This is a genomic window from Streptomyces sp. a15, assembly GCF_059026085.1.
Genome location: NZ_JBWLKM010000021.1, coordinates 102,057 through 119,888, shown reverse-complemented (window position 1 = coordinate 119,888; position 17,832 = coordinate 102,057). Strand labels below are relative to the sequence as shown.

At 71.1% G+C, this 17,832-nt stretch carries 14 protein-coding genes, 1 tRNA gene and 1 pseudogene; 8 read left to right on the top strand and 8 right to left on the bottom strand.

What is annotated here, in order from left to right:
- Positions 1-29: 29 nt before the first annotated feature.
- Both AC5P09_RS22800 and AC5P09_RS22795 read right to left on the bottom strand, forming a co-directional pair.
- Entirely contained in the window at positions 30-1,331 is a 1,302-nt protein-coding gene (locus tag AC5P09_RS22800) for an MFS transporter (protein WP_493875655.1), read from the bottom strand.
- Positions 1,328-1,978 carry a GntR family transcriptional regulator gene (locus AC5P09_RS22795; RefSeq protein WP_493875654.1) on the bottom strand — a complete coding sequence of 217 codons (651 nt, stop codon included), beginning with the start codon at positions 1,976-1,978 and terminating at the stop codon, positions 1,328-1,330. The genes AC5P09_RS22800 and AC5P09_RS22795 overlap by 4 nt, the downstream gene beginning before the upstream one ends.
- A 222-nt stretch (positions 1,979-2,200) precedes the next feature.
- Between AC5P09_RS22795 and AC5P09_RS22790 the strand changes: the two genes are divergently transcribed.
- From AC5P09_RS22790 to AC5P09_RS22775, 4 genes are all read left to right on the top strand, one after another.
- The gene (locus tag AC5P09_RS22790; RefSeq protein WP_493875653.1) at positions 2,201-3,115 is read left to right on the top strand and encodes a D-alanyl-D-alanine carboxypeptidase family protein; all 915 of its coding nucleotides are present in this window, start codon (positions 2,201-2,203) and stop codon (positions 3,113-3,115) included.
- Between the two features lie 71 nt (positions 3,116-3,186).
- Positions 3,187-3,720: a GNAT family N-acetyltransferase gene (locus AC5P09_RS22785; RefSeq protein ID WP_493875652.1), complete on the top strand. Its 534-nt coding sequence runs from the start codon at positions 3,187-3,189 to the stop codon at positions 3,718-3,720.
- Between the two features lie 82 nt (positions 3,721-3,802).
- Positions 3,803-3,874: transfer RNA gene (locus AC5P09_RS22780), tRNA-Gln, on the top strand.
- Between the two features lie 3 nt (positions 3,875-3,877).
- Positions 3,878-6,232: a hypothetical protein gene (locus tag AC5P09_RS22775; RefSeq protein ID WP_493875651.1), complete on the top strand. Its 2,355-nt coding sequence runs from the start codon at positions 3,878-3,880 to the stop codon at positions 6,230-6,232.
- Between the two features lie 62 nt (positions 6,233-6,294).
- Here AC5P09_RS22775 and AC5P09_RS22770 read toward each other — a convergent pair whose 3' ends face one another.
- Genes AC5P09_RS22770 through pdhA form a run of 3 tightly spaced genes read right to left on the bottom strand, consistent with a single transcriptional unit; the run spans position 6,295 to position 9,947 of the window.
- On the bottom strand, positions 6,295-7,734 hold the full coding sequence (locus tag AC5P09_RS22770) for a dihydrolipoamide acetyltransferase family protein (protein WP_493875650.1): 1,440 nt from the start codon (positions 7,732-7,734) through the stop codon (positions 6,295-6,297).
- Positions 7,735-7,744: 10 nt separating this feature from the next.
- Positions 7,745-8,710: an alpha-ketoacid dehydrogenase subunit beta gene (locus AC5P09_RS22765; RefSeq protein ID WP_493875682.1), complete on the bottom strand. Its 966-nt coding sequence runs from the start codon at positions 8,708-8,710 to the stop codon at positions 7,745-7,747.
- Positions 8,711-8,756: 46 nt separating this feature from the next.
- Complete coding sequence (gene pdhA / locus AC5P09_RS22760; protein ID WP_493875649.1) at positions 8,757-9,947, bottom strand: pyruvate dehydrogenase (acetyl-transferring) E1 component subunit alpha; 1,191 nt, start codon at positions 9,945-9,947, stop codon at positions 8,757-8,759.
- 377 nt (positions 9,948-10,324) lie between these two features.
- Between pdhA and AC5P09_RS22755 the strand changes: the two are divergent.
- Positions 10,325-10,411: pseudogene (locus AC5P09_RS22755) on the top strand (DNA-binding response regulator); the annotation flags it as partial.
- Between the two features lie 152 nt (positions 10,412-10,563).
- Positions 10,564-11,586 (top strand): phosphotransferase, encoded by a 1,023-nt coding sequence (locus AC5P09_RS22750; protein ID WP_493875681.1) that lies wholly within the window; start codon positions 10,564-10,566, stop codon positions 11,584-11,586.
- 98 nt (positions 11,587-11,684) lie between these two features.
- Here the strand turns inward: AC5P09_RS22750 and AC5P09_RS22745 are convergent, their stop codons facing one another.
- A complete protein-coding gene (locus AC5P09_RS22745) occupies positions 11,685-13,265 on the bottom strand; it encodes a protein kinase domain-containing protein (protein WP_493875648.1) in 1,581 nt (526 codons plus the stop codon).
- Between the two features lie 334 nt (positions 13,266-13,599).
- Here AC5P09_RS22745 and AC5P09_RS22740 point away from each other — a divergent pair, with 334 nt between their 5' ends.
- Entirely contained in the window at positions 13,600-15,243 is a 1,644-nt protein-coding gene (locus AC5P09_RS22740) for a protein kinase domain-containing protein (RefSeq protein WP_493875647.1), read from the top strand.
- Between the two features lie 130 nt (positions 15,244-15,373).
- Here AC5P09_RS22740 and AC5P09_RS22735 read toward each other — a convergent pair whose 3' ends face one another.
- Positions 15,374-15,919, bottom strand: a complete 546-nt coding sequence (locus tag AC5P09_RS22735; protein ID WP_493875646.1) for a bacterial proteasome activator family protein — start codon at positions 15,917-15,919, stop codon at positions 15,374-15,376.
- A 146-nt stretch (positions 15,920-16,065) separates the two neighbouring features.
- Between AC5P09_RS22735 and AC5P09_RS22730 the strand changes: the two genes are divergently transcribed.
- The gene (locus tag AC5P09_RS22730) at positions 16,066-16,647 is read left to right on the top strand and encodes a hypothetical protein (protein ID WP_493875645.1); all 582 of its coding nucleotides are present in this window, start codon (positions 16,066-16,068) and stop codon (positions 16,645-16,647) included.
- A 4-nt stretch (positions 16,648-16,651) separates the two neighbouring features.
- Here AC5P09_RS22730 and AC5P09_RS22725 read toward each other — a convergent pair whose 3' ends face one another.
- Positions 16,652-17,632: an NAD(P)H-quinone oxidoreductase gene (locus AC5P09_RS22725; protein WP_493875680.1), complete on the bottom strand. Its 981-nt coding sequence runs from the start codon at positions 17,630-17,632 to the stop codon at positions 16,652-16,654.
- Positions 17,633-17,832: the final 200 nt, after the last annotated feature.

Here is a 17,832-nt window from a genome sequence, read left to right as displayed (position 1 = left end):
AACCGAGTCGGGTGGTGGGTGGGCAGGCCTCACGCAGGAACGTGCACAGTCTCCACCCGACTGGCGACCAACCGCTCCCGCTCCCTGCGCGCCGCCCGCTTCCGCAACCGCAGAATCTGACTGACGCCCACCGCCTGCAGCACGAACACCGAGGAGAACGCGACCCCGTAGTCGTCCCCGGTCGCATCCAACAACACCCCGATGGCGAACAGGGTGGTCATCGACGCGACGAAGCCCCCCATGTTCGTGATCCCGGACGCGGTGCCCTGCCGCTCCGGCGGATTCGCCGGCCGGGCGAAGTCGAAGCCGAGCATGGAGGCGGGGCCGCAGGCGCCGAGCACCGTGCACAGCACCACCAGCAGCCACATCGGCGCGTGCTCGCCGGGCCAGGACAGGGTCACGGCCCACATCAGCGCCGTCGCCCCGACGGTCCCCAGCGCGAGCGGCAGCCGCGCCTCGTGATGCCGGGCCACGACCTGCCCGTACACCAGTCCGACGACCATGTTGGACAGCACGACGAGCGTCAGCAGCTCCCCCGCCGCGGCCCGCGACAGCCCCTGCGCCTGGACCAGGAACGGCATGCCCCACAGCAGCAGGAACACCATCGCCGGGAACTGGGTCGTGAAGTGCACCCACAGCCCGAGCCGGGTCCCCGGCTCCCGCCAGGACGCGGCGATCTGCCGCCGTACGTAGGCCGCCCCCTGGTGCGGGAACGGCTCCGGCTCGTGCCCCTTGGGGTGGTCCTTCAGGAACAGCAGGAGCAGCACGAAGACGACGACCCCGGCGAGCGCGCTGCCCGCGAAGGCCGCCGTCCAGCCGATGCCGTGCAGCAGCCGTGCCAGTACGAGGGTGGAGACCAGGTTGCCCGCCATGCCGGCCAGCCCGGCGAGCTGCGCGATCATCGGTCCGCGCCGGGCCGGGAACCAGCGGGTGCCGAGCCGCAGCACGCTGATGAAGGTCATCGCGTCCCCGCAGCCGAGCAGCGCGCGCGAGGCGAGGGCCATGCCGTACGACGGCGAGAAGGCGAAGCCGAGCTGTCCGGCCGTGAAGAGGACGACCCCCAGGCCCAGCACCTTCTTCGTGCCGAGCCGGTCCACCAGCAGGCCGACGGGGATCTGCATGCCCGCGTAGACGAGGAGCTGGAGGATCGAGAAGGTCGACAGCGCGGAGGCGCCCACGTGGAAGCGGTCGGCGGCGTCAAGGCCGGCGACACCGAGGGACGTACGGAAGATGACGGCGACGAAGTAGACGGAGATGCCGATGCCCCAGACGGCCATGGCGCGCCGTCCGCCCGGCGGGTCACCCGGCAGGGTGACCGACGTCGAGCTCATCGGACCTCCCCCCGCGCCAGGTGGGAGAACCAGTCGACGTGCCGGTGGACGATGCCGACGGCGGCGTCCGCGTCCCCGGAGCGCAGGGCGTCGAGGATCTCCTCGTGTTCGACGAGGGTCTTGGCGATGCGGTCGGGGTGGGAGTGCAGGACAGCGACGCCCATGCGCAGCTGGCGGTCGCGGAGTTGGTCGTAGAGGCGGGAGAGGATGGCGTTGCCGCCGCTGCGGACGATCTCGGCGTGGAAACAGCGGTCGGTGACGGCGGCCCCGGCGAGGTCTCCGGCGGCGGCCTGTTCCTTCTGCCGGGCCAGCAGTTCCTCGAGTCGTTCGATGAGTGCCGCGGAGGCCGGTACGGCCTTGCGCGCCGCGTGTTCCTCGACCAGCAGCCGGGTCTCGACCACGTCCTTGATCTCCTGGGCGGAGACGGGCAGGACGAGCGCTCCCTTTTTCGGGTAGAGCTTGATCAGCCCCTCCACCTCCAGCCGCAGCAGCGCCTCGCGCACCGGCGTGCGGGAAACCCCCACGGCCTCGGCGAGCTCGCCCTCGGTCAGCAGGGTGCCGCCCTCGTAGCGGCGGTCCAGGACACCCTGTTTGACGTGGGAATACACACGGTCGGCGGCGGGCGGGTGCTTGACGGCCAGGCTCATGCCCACAGCTTAGATACAACACGTACGCATGATGGCGACCGTCCAGCATCCGGACGTCGGCCGAACCGGAGCGCCAACCGCCGGCAAAGAACGGGAACCCGCCCCAGCGGCCGCACAACCTTCTGTGCTAGTTACGAGTCACACACCTGCGGCCCCACCTTCTTCGCACACGTCAACTCGGCCGCATTTTCAGGGGCATTCGACAAAATCGGGGTATCTCAGTTGATAACCGGCATCAAGGACGGCTTCCGGGTTGTCCGCTTCCGCCGAGCCGCCGCCGTCACCGTGACCGCAGGCGCCATGCTCGCGTCCGGAGCCCTCACCGCGGCACCCGCGCAGGCCGTCACCGCGCCCACGATCGTCGCCAAGGGCGGCTACGTGATGAACAACGCGAACGGCGCGGGGCTGTACGGCAAGGCCGCGAACACCAAGCGCTCCACCGGCTCCACCACGAAGATCATGACCGCCAAGGTCGTACTCGCGCAGTCGAACCTCAACCTCGACGCCAAGGTCACGATCCAGAAGGCGTACAGCGACTACATCGTGTCGAAGGGCGCCTCCTCGGCCCGCCTGATCGTCGGCGACAAGGTCACCGTCCGCCAGCTGCTGTACGGGCTGATGCTGCCGTCCGGCTGCGACGCCGCGTACGCCCTCGCCGACAAGTTCGGCTCGGGCACGACGCGTGCGGCGCGCGTGAAGTCGTTCATCGGCAAGATGAACACCCAGGCGAAGAGCCTCGGCCTGACGAACACGCACTTCGACTCGTTCGACGGCATCGGCAACGGCGCGAACTACTCGACGCCGAAGGACCTGACGAAGCTCGCCAGCAGCGCGATGAAGAGCACCACGTTCCGCACGATCGTCAAGACGAAGTCGTACACCGCCAAGACGATCACCAAGACCGGCAGCACCCGCACCATGCCGACGTGGACGAACACCAACACCCTCCTCGGCAGCTACAGCGGCACGATCGGAGTCAAGACCGGCTCCGGTTCCGAGGCCGGGTACTGCCTGGTCTTCGCCGCCACCCGCAACGGCAAGACGGTCATCGGCACGGTCCTCGCCTCCACGAACGCCACCCAGCGCGCGACGGACGCGAAGAAGCTCATGAACTACGCCTTCGCCAGGCTCGGCTGACCCAGACCTTCGTCAACCGGCCGACATGTTTGAGTAAAGGGCCCCTCGCCTTCGGCGGAGGGCCCTTCACCATGTCGGCCGTGACCACTCCCGGGACCATCCTCCGCCCCGCGCGCCCCGCCGACCTGGACGCCATCACCGACCTGCACACCGAGGCCCGCACCGCGTACTACCGCGCGGGCGGCTACTCGGGCGCGGAACTCACCTCCGCCGAGGCCTGGTCACAACGCCGGGCGGCCTGGGAGCGCGCCGTCCGGGACGACACCCGAAGGGTGCTGTGCGCGCTGCGGGGCGAGGAGTTGGCGGGCGTCGCGGCGATGGGCCCGCCGCTCGACACCGACCTGGACGCCACGACCGTAGGACAATTGCACCAGATCCATGTCCGCCCCGACTGCTGGGGACAGGGCGTCGGCGGCCGGCTCCACGCCGCCTACGTCCGTTTCCTGCGCGAGGCGTCCCTGCACACGGGGGTGCTCGAAGCCTGGGAACGCAACCGCCGGGCCCACGCCTTCTACGCCCACCACGGCTGGCACCCGGACGGCCACCGCAGACCCGGCCCCGCCGACGCGGACTACGTGCGGCTGCGCATCGACGTCTCCACCTGATCGCCAACCACGGCAGGCACCCCGCGCGCCCGTCCCAAACCCGGTTGTACGGGCACCCGTTCGGCGTCTAGCGTCGGGGCATCGGCGTGTAGCTCAGCAGGAGAGCACCGGGCTCTGGACCCGGAGGGCGCGGGGGCGGAACCCGCCACGTCGGCTTATGAAGGACGACGCTGACAAGCAGCACTTCGTGGGGACGGCAAGCTCTTCGTACCCGTCGGCCCAGTTGGCCAAGGCATTCCGGACCGCGCTCACGCACCAGGACGCCGACACCCGCCTCCGCGCGGAGAAGCGGCAGGGGCAGTGGCGGGCCGTCCTCGCGGGCATGGCCAACGGGCTCCTGAAGGTCGGATCGCGTACCCCGGTGAAGGGGTTGCCGGCCTGGGTGACTCCCGAGGTCGTACGAGGCGGCTTCGTCACCGGAGCGGCGAGCGCCGGAGGACCGCTTCAGGAGTACGAGGCCGAGGCAGCCCGCCGGGCGGGCGTGGCCCAGGACCGGGGCGCGCTGTTCGCGCACGCCCTCACCGACGACGGGCTCGAGGAGCTGTACGGGCTGCTGGACAGCGGGCGGTACGAGGTGACCGTCCCGGAGGAGGCCGCGCTGCTCACCGCGGCCTGGCTGACGCGTGCCGGGCAGGTGGACGCCGCTCTGGAACTCGTCGTGGAACTGGCGCCGTTCGCGGGACGGCTGCGCTTCACTCCCCGCCCGGCCGGACGGCCGGCGCCCGATCCCGCTGCGGTACACCGGAAGACCGTCGCCGATGCGGGCGGCACCCTGGCCCGGCGACGCCCCAACAAGGCCGTCGAGACACAGCGCGAGGCCCTTGCGGTCTGGCAGCCGTTCGGGGACGAACTGCTCGTCCACTGGCTGGAGACCGCCGAGGACGGCAGGGTGCTGACCCGCACACCGGACGAGGCCTGGGTCGAGCGGGGAGCGGAGCTGCTGCGCCGCTACCGCCGGCTCGCGACGGACCACACGTACTGCGCCAAGCACCGCGACCCCAAGGAGAACCTGGGGATTCTGCGGGGCGCGCTGGAGGAGACGGTCGCCGGACGGCCGCTGGACGCGCGTCGGCTCGGGCTGCTGCGGCACGCCGTCGCGTCCATGGTGCGCAGGCGTGGGCTGCCCGGCGCCGAGCGGCACACCTCGCTGCGCCGCGAGCAGGCGGCCCAGGCGGCGCTGCCCTCACATCACGCGCTGGCCCAGCTGGTACTGCGCCGCCTCTCCGGGCTGCCGCAGGAGGCGGGGGTCGCCGAGGTAGCCCCGCTCGTCGCTCCCGTGAGCGGGCGGGAGGCACGGGAGACGGGGCTGCCGGCCGGGGCGGCGATACCCGCGGGCGTCCGGCAGACCGTCGAGGCCGCGCTGAGCGCGCCCATCGACACGCTCGTGGAGCGCGGTGTCGTGCCGTCCGCCGAGGTGCTCGCGGAACTCGTACCGCAGTTGGTCGCCGTGACCACCGCCCAGGCGTACCCGGACGAGGCGCTGCGGACCCTCGCGGCGGCGAACTACCGGGCGTTCCGCAACCGCCGTTCGCTGCTGCTGCTCAACCTGGAGCGGCAGGTGCGGGTGGAGGAGCTGCCCTGGGTACGGGCGATCGCCCCGCAGCGTGCCGGCGTCGAGGCGGGTGAGGCCTCGGCCGCCGCCCTGCGTCAGCTGGGCGAGCTGGCCGTGCAGGCGTTTCCCGGCACCGTCCTGCCGAATCCGCTCGTCCGCGAACTCGGCGTACTGGCCCGCCAGGCCGAACTCGGCGCGCCGCTGGTGGAGGAGCTGGCCGCGGACATCTTCATGGGCACGTTCAGCCCGAAGTTCCTCACCGCGGCCCGGGTCGCGGCGGAACTGCTCGGCGGTGGCTCGCTCTACGAGCGGTACTACGCCATCGACTACCGGGCCGTCCGCAACCTGGCGATCGTCGAGGCCGGTCAGTCGCTGACGCGGTCGTACGGGGCCCGGACGTCCCCGGGCTTCGCGAAACTGTGCGTGGAGCGGGCCGGTCTCTCCGGTTCGGCGTACGGGTCGGTGGCCGAGAACGGCATGGTGATCGAGCAGGCGCAGATCCTCACCACGCACAATCTGGCCGCGCTGGTCCACCGGGCCGGTGTCAGCCCGGCCCTGGGCTGGGAGGACCTGGCCCGGCGCTGCTTCGTCACCCTGTGCCGCCTCACCGCCCGGGTGCAGGCCAATCCGCGGCCGCTGAGCACGATCAAGGACGCGGCCTACGCATGGCGGCAGATGCTCTTCCACCTGTCCCTGTGCACTCCCCAGGAGCAGACGCGCACGCTGACCTGGCTGACCGAGGAAGCCGCCCGCCACCCCGACCACGTGAGAGCCCGACTGTCCCCCGCCCTCACCGGGCTCCTCCAGGTCGCGGAGGGCGGCTCGCCGGACGAGGGCGACGGCCGACGGCTCCTCGGCTGGAGCACGGGCGGGCACTGGATGCGAGGGGACCGGGAAGACCGGGAAGACCGGGAAGACCGGGAAGACCGGGAACTTCACGGAGACCAGGAGACCTGGTGAGTGACCGGGCCCGGTGAGGCAGAGGCCGCGCACCCCCTCCGGGATGCGCGGCCCTCGTCCCGCTACGCCCAGGTGATCAGCCGCTTCGGCTGTTCCAGGATCGCCGCCACGTCCGCGAGGACCTTCGAGCCCAGCTCCCCGTCCACCAGGCGGTGGTCGAAGGACAGGGCCAGGGTCGTGACCTGGCGCGGCTTCACCTTGCCCTTGTGGACCCAGGGCTGGAGCTTGATCGAGCCGACCGCGAGGATCGCGGACTCGCCCGGGGGGAGGATCGGCGTGCCCGTGTCGACGCCGAAGACGCCGACGTTGGTGATGGTCACGGTGCCGCCCTGCATGGCGGCGGGGGACGTCTTGCCCTCCCTCGCCGTCGCCACCAGCTCGCCCAGGGACTCCGCCAGCTGCGGCAGGGTCTTGGTGTGGGCGTCCTTGATGTTCGGAACGATCAGACCGCGCGGGGTCGCGGCCGCGATGCCCAGGTTGACGTAGTGCTTGAGCACGATCTCCTGGTTGGCCTCGTCCCAGGACGCGTTGACGTCCGGGTTGCGCCTGATCGCGACCAGCAGGGCCTTGGCGATCAGCAGCAGCGGGTTGACCCGCAGGCCCTGCATCCCGTGTTTCTCGGGGGCCCGCTTGATCTCCTCGACCAGCTTCATGGTGCGGGTCACGTCGACCGTCACGAACTCCGTGACATGCGGGGCCGTGAAGGCCGAGCCGATCATCGCCGCGGCCGTCGCCTTGCGGACGCCCTTCACCGGGATGCGGGTCTCGCGGGCCGCGTCGTACGACGCCACGGGCACCGCGGCGCGGGCGGGGGCGGCGGACGTGGGTGCGGACGTAGGTGCGGGCTCCGCGACCGGGGCCTGTGCCTGCGTCACCGGCTCGGGCGCCGGTGCCGCCGCCGCGTGCACGTCCTCCCGCGTGATGATGCCGTCCGGGCCGGACGGGACCACCGTCGCCAGATCCACGCCCAGGTCCTTGGCCAGCTTGCGCACCGGGGGCTTGGCAAGGGGGCGCTGCTTCGCCGGCGCGGCGGAACCGTGCCCGTTCAGCTCCGCCTGGATCGCCGTCGAGGCCTCCTGGGCCGGGATCTCCGGGCCCTTGCGGGGGCGGCGCTTGGTGGAGGAGGTCGCCACGCCGTACCCGACGAGGACCGGCTGGCGGCCCGAGCCCGCCGACTTCGGCTCCTCGGGCTTCGCCTCCACCGCGGCGGGCGCCGACGCCTGTGCGGGAGCCGCACCACCGCCCGACACGTCCACCGCGATGATCGACGTGCCCACGTCCACCGTGGTGCCCTCGCCGAAGTGCAGTGCCCGTACGACTCCGTCGTAGGGGATCGGCAGTTCCACCGCCGCCTTCGCCGTCTCGACCTCGCACACCACCTGGCCGTCGGTCACCGTGTCGCCCGGCTTGACGTACCACTTGAGGATCTCGGCCTCGGTGAGCCCCTCGCCCACGTCCGGCATCTTGAACTCGCGTACGGACGCATCCGTCATCGTCGTCACGACCCTCTCCTCAGTACGCCAGGGCACGGTCGACGGCGTCGAGTACCCGGTCCAGGCCCGGCAGGTACTCCTCCTCCAGGCGGGCCGGCGGATACGGGGCGTGGTAGCCGCCGACCCGCAGCACCGGGGCTTCCAGGTGGTAGAAGCAGCGCTCGGTGATCCGGGCGGCGATCTCCGCGCCCGAGCCGAAGAACACCGGTGCCTCATGGACCACCACCAGGCGGCGGGTCTTCTCCACCGAGGTCTGGATCGAGTCGAAGTCCAGGGGAGACACCGAGCGCAGGTCCAGGATCTCCAGGGACCTGCCCTCCTCGGCGGCCACGTCGGCGACTTCCTTGCAGAGCTTCACCATGGGGCCGTAAGCGGCGAGGGTGAGGTCCGTGCCCTCGCGGACGACCTGGGCCTTGTGCAGCGGGCCGGGGATCGCCTCCGTGTTCACCTCGCCCTTGTCCCAGTAGCGGCGCTTGGGCTCGAAGAAGATCACCGGGTCGTCGCTCTGGATCGCCTGCTGCATCATCCAGTAGGCGTCCGACGGGTTCGACGGGGAGACCACCTTCAGGCCCGCCACATGCGCGAACAGCGCCTCCGGGGACTCCGAGTGGTGCTCCACCGCGCCGATGCCGCCGCCGTACGGGATCCGGACGACGACCGGCATCTTGACCTTGCCCAGCGAGCGCGCGTGCATCTTCGCGAGCTGCGTGACGATCTGGTCGTACGCCGGGAAGACGAAGCCGTCGAACTGGATCTCCACCACCGGGCGGTAGCCGCGCAGGGCCAGGCCGATCGCCGTGCCGACGATGCCGGACTCGGCGAGGGGGGTGTCGATGACCCGGCTCTCGCCGAAGTCCTTCTGCAGGCCGTCCGTGACGCGGAAGACGCCGCCGAGCTTGCCGACGTCCTCGCCCATGATCAGGACCTTGGGGTCCGTGTCCAGGGCCGTGCGCAGCGATTCGTTGATCGCCTTCGCCAGCGCCATGGTCTTGACCGGCGTGGAGGTCGTGGAAGTCATCGTCTCGGCCATCTCAGTTGTCCCCCTCTGCGGCGGCGAACGACGCCTGGTAGGCGGCGAACTGCGCCCGCTCCTCGTCCACCAGCGCATGCCCGTCCGCGTACGCGTGCTCGAACAGGGCGAAGTGGTCCGGGTCCGGCATGGCACGGACCGCTTCGCGCACTCGCCTGCCCAACGCCTCGCTCTCGGCCTCGAGTTCCGCGAAGAATCCCTCGTCCGCGTGGTTTGAGGCCTCCAGGAAACGGCGAAGGCGCAGGATCGGGTCCTTCGCCTCCCAGGCGGCCCGCTCGTCGTCGTGGCGGTAGCGGGTGGGGTCGTCGGAGGTGGTGTGGGCGCCCATGCGGTACGTGTACGCCTCGACCAGCGTCGGACCCTCGCCGCCGCGGGCGCGCTCCAGCGCCCACTTGGTGACGGCCAGGCACGCCAGTACGTCGTTGCCGTCGACGCGGACGCCCGGGAAGCCGTAGCCCTGTGCGCGCTGGTAGAGCGGGACGCGGGTCTGCTTCTCGGTGGGCTCGGAGATCGCCCACTGGTTGTTCTGGCAGAAGAAGACCACGGGGGCGTTGTAGACCGCGGAGAAGGTGAAGGACTCCGCGACGTCGCCCTGGCTGGAGGCGCCGTCGCCGAAGTAGGCGATGACCGCCGAGTCCGCGCCGTCCTTGGCCACGCCCATCGCGTAGCCGGTGGCGTGCAGGGTCTGCGAGCCGATGACGATCGTGTAGAGGTGGAAGTTGTTGCTGTTCGGGTCCCAGCCGCCGTTGTTCACGCCGCGGAACATGCCGAGCAGGTTGGACGGGTCCACCCCGCGGCACCAGGCGACGCCGTGCTCGCGGTAGGTGGGGAAGACGTAGTCGTCGTCGCGCAGGGCCCGGCCGGAGCCGATCTGGGCGGCCTCCTGGCCGAGCAGCGACGCCCACAGGCCCAGCTCACCCTGCCGCTGCAGGGAGGTGGCCTCGGCGTCGAAGCGACGGGTGAGCACCATGTCGCGGTACAGGCCGCGAAGCTCGTCGGGGGTGATGGCGGCGACGAACTTGTCGTACTCGGCGCTCTTGACGCGCTTGCCCTCGGGCGTCAGCAACTGGACGAGTTCGGGCTCACCACTTGGCGATTTCTTTGCGGTCGGGCGCTTGCCGGCCGTGCTTTTCGCACCGGTCGTACCTGCGCTGCGTCGCGGTGTGCGCGCGGCAGTGCTCTCCACGGTCACGTGTGCTCCTCCGTCGGTCCGGCTACCCGGGTTCGCCGGGCGCCAGTGCGGCTCACCTGGGCCCTCCGGACGCACGGGGTGGGTGCGGCTCGTTCGGGAACAGGCGTGACAGGTGCCCCGGCGAGCGCCCTGCAATAGGCACGTTACCCAGTGCTCCACATTTCTGTGAAACCCCTTCTGACCTGCGATTTTGCTTGGATTTCCAAGTAAATCGAGAAATCGGGCACCATCCCTGGTCACAGCCTTGCAGGGGGCCGGAACAACGGCACGTTATCTCGGTGACCCAGGTCACGGGAAGAGTCTCCCCGAAGCGGGCCTCGCGCACGCGCATGACACCGACCGCGTGCGCGAAGAAGGAAAAATCAGGGTATTTCTTCGTGGTCGGCGAGGCGGGCACGGCCGCCGACACGCTGGTACGGGTTCCGGCCACCCGGCCCGACGTCGCGGTCCTCGACGTACGGCTCCGACAACCTGAGTTTCGCCCCGGCCCGGCCCGGAAAGCCACTTCCAGCACATCCCGTGATCGAAAGCGACTGTCTGTGACAACCCGCAGCTCAGGGGCCTTGATCGTGCCCTAGCATCGGGCAGCGTGCCGCGCTCTTGTGTACCACCCCTGCTGCCCCACGCGCCCCCGCTGGGCGCCCTCCTCAGCCAGTACGCCGCCGGGTCCGCGCTCACCTGTGAGCCCGTCGACCAGGGGCTGCTCAACCGCGGCTACCGGCTCTGTACGACCCGCGGCCGCTACTTCCTCAAGCACCACTTCGACCCCGAGACCGCCGCCCCCGCCGCGATCGCCCGCCAGCACCGGGCGACCCAGTCCCTGGCCGACCTGGGTATCCCGGTCGCACCCCCGCTGACCGGCCGCGACGGACGCACGGTCGCCGTCGTCGGCGGGCACGCCTACGCCCTGCACCCCTGGATCGACGGCCGGCACCGCCACGGCGGCCAGCTCACCCCCGCCCAGTGCGAACGGCTCGGAGCGCTGCTGGGGGTCGTCCACGCGAGCCTGGAGCGCGTGATGCACAGGCACGCGCGGGCGCGCACGGAATCGGTGGAGTCCGGGGAGCCGCCCGAGACGGCCAAGGCGGCCGACACCTTCGCCCTCATCGACGACCTGCTCGCCCACGTACGCCGCCACCGCCCCGCCGACTCCTTCGACGAACTGGCCCGCCACCGGCTCCTGGAACGGCGCGCGCTCCTGGAGCAGCACGCCGACCGGCGTCCGCCGCGCGGCGGTTCGGTGGGCTGGGTACACGGCGACTTCCACCCGTTCAACCTGCTCTACAAGGGGGACGCCCCCGCCGCGATCGTCGACTGGGACCGGCTCGGCGTGAAGCCCCGCGCCGAGGAGGCCGTACGCGCCGCCGCGATCTTCTTCGTACGGCCCGCGGGGGCCCTCGACCTGCCGAAGGTACGGGCGTACGCGCGCGCGTACCGGCGTGCGGCCGGCGCCACGCCCTCCGAACTCGCCGCGGCCGTGCACCGGGTGTGGTGGGAGCGCCTCAACGACTTCTGGATGCTGCGCTGGCACTACGAGCGCGGCGACACCCGCGCGGACCCCCAGTTCCCGGCGGCCTCGGCGCTCGCGGTGTGGTGGACGCGGGAGTACGACGCGGTGTGCGACGCGTTTACGGACTGAGTCCCGGATCCCGGAGAGGGCTCTGAACGAGCACGCGCGCGTGGAGCCCGTTTCCGGGCCGCACGCGCGCGTGGATGCCTGTGAGGTGCAGGCGACGATCAGCCTCCGGTGGTCCCGCCGTTGCCCGTGACGCCCCCGACGGTCTCGCCGGTCGGGTCCGTGGTCGTCGGGTCGTCCGTCGGCTCGGTGGTCGTCGGGTCGTCCGTCGGCTCGGTGGTCGTCGGGTCGTCCGTCGGCTCGTCCGTCGGCTCCTCGGTGAACGACTGCGACGGCGTGGCGGAAGGCGTGTACGACGGCGTCCACTCCGAGCCGGACCCCGTGCCCGTGCCGTCGTCCGTGGACGTGTCGGTGGGCTCGTCGGTGGGCTCGTCGGTCGGCGACTCGCTGGCCGTCTGGTTGTCGGTGGTCTGCGAGGTGGTCGGCGACGGAGTGGTGTCGGTGCCGCCGCCGTTCCCGTCACCGCCGTTGAGCGCGAGCGCGACGCCCGCCGCGATGGCGATCACCGCGAGGACGGCGAGGATCCACAGCTTGCCGCGGCCGCCGCCGCCCCGGTTGCCGCGTCCCTCGAAGCCGCCGTCGTCCCCGCCGCCGTAGCGGTTGGGGAGTATCGGCTGCGGGATCTGTGTGGTGCCGGAGGAGTCGCCGCCGGGGTGCTGCATGAGCGCCGTGCCCGCCATGCCCGCGGCGGGCGTGTGCCGACCGTCGTGCGTGGCGACGGGTCCGGTGTTCCAGGTGCCGGTGTGGCCGCCCTGCTCGTAGAGCATCTGCAGGCCGTACTGGATCAGCCCGCGCATCTCCTCGGCCGTCTGGAAACGGTCGTCCGGCTCCTTGGCGAGCGAGCGCATGACAAGGCCGTCGAGCTCCGGGGGAACGGCGTCGGAGACCTCGGACGGAGGCGTCGGGATGTCCTGGACGTGCTGGTAGACGACCGACAGCGGGGTCTCGCCGGTGAACGGCGGGCGCAGCGCGAGGAGTTCGTAGAGGAGGCAGCCCGTGGCGTACAGGTCGGAGCGGTGGTCGACGGCCTTGCCGAGCGCCTGCTCCGGGGAGAGGTACTGCGGGGTGCCCATGACCATGCCGGTTTGAGTCATCGTCGTGGAAGCGCCGTGCAGGGCGCGGGCGATGCCGAAGTCCATCACCTTCACGGCGCCGTTCTCGGTGATGATGACGTTGGCCGGCTTGATGTCGCGGTGCACGATGCCGTGCTGGTGCGAATAGGCAAGCGCCTCCAGCACACCGGAGACGATGATCAGCGCCTGCTCGGGGCCGGGCGCCTCGGCGTTGAGGAGCAGGTCGCGGATCGTGCGTCCCTCGACGATCTCCATCACGATGTAGGGGACGGACTGGCCGCCCACGAAGTCCTCGCCGGAGTCGTACACGGCGACGATCGCGTGGTGGTTGAGCCCGGCGACCGACTGGGCCTCGCGCGTGAAGCGGGCCTTGGAGACGGGGTCCTCGGCGAGGTCGGCGCGCAGCAGCTTGACCGCCACGGTGCGTCCGAGCCGCACGTCCTCGGCCGCGAAGACCTCGGCCATGCCGCCCCGGCCGAGTCTGCGGGTCAGCCGATACCGGCCGTCCCCGACAAGTCCGCCATTACCCCACAGTTCCGGCGCATCTGACATCCCGCCGCCAGTCGCCTCGGGGTCGGACGGGCCCTGAGCGCGCTGCTGCTGTGCCATCAGTCCTCGCCGTCGTTTCTGCCCGCGGTGCGCGCGGTGTTGTTACGGTCTCCGTCGGCCACGCTACAGCCTCCGCGCAAGCCTCCGGTCCGGGAAGACCCCGGGGACCGGCCCGTGACGGACCGGCCATCAAACCCGTAGTACGTGCAGACGTGCAAATCCTGTGTACCGGCCGTACGTCCGCTGTAACGCTTGCGCGACCTTTCTTTCGCGTACGGTCACGGAACGGGCACCGCGCTTGACGTGTCAGTGCCCTCCGGCAGACTTGGCCGGGAATAGCACTTTGGATCAATGGCACGCACGGCGCCTGAAGGCCTACGGGGGACGCAGAGACATGAGCCAGGACGGCGCACACGGCCAGTACGCGGGGCGGGCGCTCGCCGGCGGCCGCTATCAGCTGCGCGACTTGCTCGGCGAAGGCGGCATGGCCTCGGTGCACCTCGCCTACGACGCCGTGCTCGACCGCCAGGTCGCGATCAAGACCCTGCACACCGAGCTGGGCCGCGAACAGGCCTTCCGCGAGCGCTTCCGCCGCGAGGCCCAGGCCGTGGCCAAGCTCACGCACACCAACATCGTCTCGGTCTTCGACACCGGCGAGGACGCGCTGGACGGCACGACGATGCCGTACATCGTCATGGAGTACGTCGAGGGCCAGCCGCTCGGCTCGGTGCTGAACGCGGACGTACGGCAGTACGGCGCGATGCCCGCCGACAAGGCGCTGAAGATCACCGCGGACGTGCTCGCCGCGCTGGAGATCAGCCACGAGATGGGGCTGGTCCACCGCGACATCAAGCCGGGCAACGTGATGATGACCAAGCGCGGCGTCGTCAAGGTCATGGACTTCGGCATCGCCCGCGCCATGCAGTCCGGTGTCACCTCGATGACCCAGACCGGCATGGTCGTCGGCACCCCGCAGTACCTGTCGCCGGAGCAGGCGCTGGGCCGGGGCGTCGACGCCCGCTCCGACCTCTACTCCGTCGGCATCATGCTGTTCCAGCTGGTGACCGGTCGGCTGCCGTTCGACGCGGACTCGCCGCTGGCGATCGCGTACGCGCACGTGCAGGAGGAGCCGGTGGCTCCCTCGTCGATCAACCGCGCCCTGCCGCCGGCGGTGGACGCGCTGGTCGCCCGCGCATTGAAGAAGAACCCGAACGAGCGTTTCCCGAGCGCCGAGGCCATGCGCGACGAGTGTCTGCGGGTGGCCGCGTCCTTCCAGGCCGCCGCCCCGAGCATCGTCCCGGGCGCGCCGACGCAGAGCGGCTCGGGCGTCGGCTCCGCGGTGTTCCCGCCGGTCGACCAGGCGACGCCGGGGCCGATGGGCAGCGTGCAGACGCCGTACCAGCAGGCTCCGACGCCGAATCCGTACGGCACCCCGCACCCGTCGGCGCCTTCTCCGGCGTACGGCTATCCGCAGCAGGCCGGCTACCAGACGCCCGGCCCGGCCGGGTACGCGCCGCAGCACGCGTCGACTCCGCCGCCGTACAACCTCACGCCCCAGACCGCCCAGACGTCGTCCTCCGGCGGCGGCAAGGGCAACAAGCCGGTGATCATCGGCTCGATCGTGGTCTCGCTGCTCGCGGTCGGCGGGCTGATCGTGGCGCTGGTGATGAACAGCGGCCGGGAGGAGGCGAGCGGCGACAGCGGCCCGACGGTGTCGGCGTCGACGTCGACCAAGGCGGCGGGCTACCGCGGCCCGGACACGACGAAGGTGATCGAGAAGACCGAGTGCACCGAGCCGGAGGAGTCGTACAACGACCCCGACCAGGTGCGAATGCCGGACTTCACGTTCAAGAACTGGGACTCGGTCCTCGCCTGCCTCCAGGCCGCCGGGTGGAACTACGACCCGACCCGCGTGGACGAGAACACCTACGGCGAGGACACGGTGATGAAGCAGTACCCCACGGCGGGGACGGACTTCGACCCGAAGAACCCGCCGGAGATGCAGTTCGACGTCTCCACGGGCAACCCGCCGTCGTGACGTGAACTCGCGATGTGAGCACGTGACGCTGAGTTTGTGACGCTGAGTTTGTGACGCTGAGTTTGTGACGTGAAGGGGCCCGGCAGCTTCGGCTGCCGGGCCCTTTTCGTCCGTGGTGGTGTCTGCGGGGTTACAGGTACGGCCCGCCCGAACGGCCGCCCGCGCGCAGGTCCTCGCCGCCCTCCTCGTGGCCGCCGACGCCCGGCGGGAGGGCGCGGCGCATCTGCTCCAGCTGGGCACGCGCGGCCATCTGCTGGGCGAACAGGGTGGTCTGGATCCCGTGGAAGAGGCCCTCCAGCCAGCCGACCAACTGGGCCTGCGCGATACGCAGTTCCGAGTCGCTCGGGGTGGCCTCGTCCGCGAACGGCAGGGACAGCCGCTCCAGCTCCTCGACGAGCTCCGGGGCCAGCCCGTCCTCCAGCTCCTTCACCGAGCTGGCGTGGATCTCCTTGAGCCTGACCCGACTCGCCTCGTCCAGGGGAGCCGCGCGCACCTCTTCAAGGAGCTGCTTGATCATGCTTCCGATCCGCATGACCTTCGCCGGCTGCTCGACCATCTCCGTCACGGGAACCTCGCGGGAGTCCTCGTCTCCTCCACCGCCGAGAGCCATCCCGTCCTGGCCAACGACCAGGATCTGGGGATTCTCCGGCGACCGTTCGTTCCTCGGCATCTCCATGCCGCCATTCTCTCGCACCCGTACATCTCACCACCGTGGTGCCCCCGGTAAGGGCTGATCCACCGTTTACGGAGGCTCGGCCTTGACATCGATCCTCTGGAGCAGCCTGGAATGCCAGGATCGTGGGTGAATGTCAGGCTTGGTCCGTGACTTCATGGCTGCGCTCGTTGCGCGTGACGGCGGTGCTGATCGTGGTGGGGGCGGGGGTGGTGGTGCTGCCGCCCGGGGGCGAGTGGGCGTACGCGGTGTCCGCCTCTCCCGCTCCCGCCTCCTCACCTTCTGCATCCGCATCCGCATCCGCTTCCCCGTCCCCTTCCCCTTCCCCCTCCGCATCCGCCTCGGCCAAGCCCTCCCGGGCCGGGAGCCGCCCGGGTGAGGGACGCCAGCGGCCGGGGCGGCGGGACGAGGCGGAGCAGGCGGAACCGGTGGACACGGAAGCCGCGGTGCCGGAGGACGAGGGGGCGGCGGACGCCGACGAGGACGCGGACGCCGGCCTGGACGGCGGGACGGACGGGGACTCCACCGCCGTACCGGAACCGCCGCGCGGAACCGCTGCCGAGACCGCTGCCGTGCCCCCCGCACAGCCGCGGCGGCCCGCGAAGAAGACCGTCGCCCACCCCGCCGAGCCCGCACTGCGGATCGTGCCCCTCGGCAGCGGGCTGATCCTCGTCGGGCTCGGGCTGGGGCTCGCCTTCGTGGCGCTCCGGATACGGCGGAGCGCCGCCTGAGGCGTTACGACGTGACGAGCAGGACCTTTCCGATGTGGCCGCTCTCCTCCACGACCCGGTGCGCGGCGGCCGCGTCACTCATCGGAAGCTCGCGGTCGACGATCGGACGGACGTGACCGGCGTCGAGCAGCGGCCAGACATGCTCGCGTACGGACGCGACGATCGCCGCCTTCTCGCCCAGCGGGCGGGCGCGCAGGGAGGTCGCGCTGATCGCGGCGCGCTTGCCCAGAAGCGCGCCGATGTTCAGCTCGGCCTTGATGCCGCCCTGCATGCCGATGATCGCGAGCCGGCCGTTCACGGCGAGCGCCTTGACGTTGCGGTCGAGGTACTTGGCACCCATGTTGTCGAGGATGACGTCGGCGCCTGCCCCGTCGGTGGCCTCCTTGATCTCGGCGACGAAGTCCTGCTCGCGGTAGTTGACCAGGATGTCGGCGCCCAGTTCGGCGCAGCGCTCCAGCTTCTCCCTGCTGCCGGCCGTGACGGCGACCTTGGCACCGGCGGTCTTGGCGAGCTGGATCGCCATGGTGCCGATGCCGCTGGAGCCGCCGTGCACGAGCAGGGTCTCGCCGGGCCGGAGGTGGGCGATCATGAAGACGTTCGACCAGACCGTGGCGACCACCTCGGGCAGCGCGGCGGCCGGCTTCAGGTCGACGCCCTTGGGCACGGGCAGCAGCTGGCCGGCCGGGACGACGACCTTCTCGGCGTAGCCACCGCCCGCGAGCAGCGCGCACACCTCGTCGCCGACGCTCCAGCCGGAGACACCCGGGCCGGTCGCGGCGATCCGTCCGGAGCACTCCAGGCCGGGGTAGGGGGAGGCGCCGGGCGGCGGGTTGTAGAAGCCCTGCCGCTGCAGTATGTCGGCGCGGTTGACGGCACTGGCCGCCACCTCGACCAGCACCTCGCCCTCGCCGGGCACGGGATCCGGGACCTCGTCCCACACCAGCGCCTCGGGCCCACCAGGTTCGGGAATCGTGATCGCATGCATGAAGGGGACGCTACCCGTCGGTCGTTGGTCGGACCCTCGTCGGTCCTCGGGTCGGTCCTCGGGTCGGTCCTCGGGTCGGTCCTCGGGCCGGTCCTCGGCCGGTCCTCGGCCGGTCCTCGGCCGGTCCTCGGGTCGGTCCTCGGGCCGGTCCTCGGGCCGGTCCTCGGGCCGGTCCTCGGGCCGGTCCTCGGGCCGGTCCT